Genomic DNA, 1,159 nt, shown 5'->3' on the forward strand with positions numbered 1-1,159 from the left:
TGCTTTAACTGTGAAGCTTGCGACTTCAATTGATAACGAATCAGCAAAAAATCTATATGTATCTGAGGGTTATTCTAAAGTTACGGCTTTTGAGCACTTCACACAAAAAGTAGTACAGGCATAACAAGCAATTTAAGAGGGATTCCCAACGCTTGGTATTTTTGCTTCTACTTCAAGTTTAGTGTTTATGGCACAATGCTTTAGGTTTGGGTGGTAGCGTTGCTCACCCCTTAATTGGGCGTTAGCTTTCATCGAATAAAAGAGTCTATGTAGTTATGTCTAGTTGTAATCGTTGTGGAAACCCCATCGAATTTAGATATGTCGGCGGACAGTGCATTCCCATACATATTCACGGTGGTTGTATTGACTCCGGAAACTCAGCAATAAATGATTATAGTGGGTATCGAGAATCTAAAGAGAGTACTTGTTTCTCTACTTCGTGCCCTGAGTGTCATGACGAAGTTTATTTCATTCGTCATAATGGCGGAAGCGTTTGGGTAGATGCTCCTCTTGGTCCTCCGTGGTATCAACATGCTTGTATGCATCCTCCTAAGTTATCCTCTCAAAAGCCAACATCATTACTTTCTTTCCATAAATTTGACGTTGAGTCTTTGCCTGAAAATAGCACTATAGGCGTTGTTAAATCGTGCCGAGTTAGTTACGACAAATCTCGAACTGAATTAATAGTTAATAACGGCAAAAAACGTAAACTTGAATTGGTATGTAAAAACAATGGCGGCTTTTTATTGGGTAAGTTGTGCGTGTTAGATTCTAACAATGAAGTGATTTACTCGCTTGAAGAGCCTAACCTAAAATATATGCTCATCATTGAAACTACCGAATGTCCTCAATGTGGTGTGACTGTGTCAAAGAAAAACCTTAAAAAGCATATTCGCAAGAAGCATAGTGTAAAAAGCTAACAAGCAATTTAAGAGGGATTCTCAACGCTTGGCACTTTTGCTTCTACTTCAAATTTAGTGTTTATGGCACAATGCGCTGGGTTGGGTGGAGGCGTTGTTCACCCCTTAATTGGGCGTTATACGCTTTTCGGAAAAATTACAAAGGGGCAGGAAATGAATCAGCATGAAAAGCTAAATTATGTAGAGTTTGGCGCAAAGGATTTGGAATCAACAAAGTCATTCTTCTCTTCTGTGTTTGG

1 protein-coding gene and 2 pseudogenes are annotated in these 1,159 nt (G+C 39.2%); all 3 read left to right on the forward strand.

What is annotated here, in order from left to right; genetic code table 11:
• Positions 1-124: pseudogene (locus tag EYW48_RS22045) on the forward strand (GNAT family N-acetyltransferase); the annotation flags it as partial.
• A gap of 151 nt (positions 125-275) precedes the next feature.
• Complete coding sequence (locus tag EYW48_RS21170) at positions 276-920, forward strand: hypothetical protein (protein WP_274701155.1); 645 nt, start codon at positions 276-278, stop codon at positions 918-920.
• Positions 921-1,073: 153 nt separating this feature from the next.
• A pseudogene (locus EYW48_RS21175) lies at positions 1,074-1,159 on the forward strand (VOC family protein); the annotation flags it as partial.

Origin of the sequence: Vibrio sp. 1180_3 (assembly GCF_029478545.1) — a bacterium.
Taxonomy (GTDB): domain Bacteria; phylum Pseudomonadota; class Gammaproteobacteria; order Enterobacterales; family Vibrionaceae; genus Vibrio; species Vibrio aestuarianus.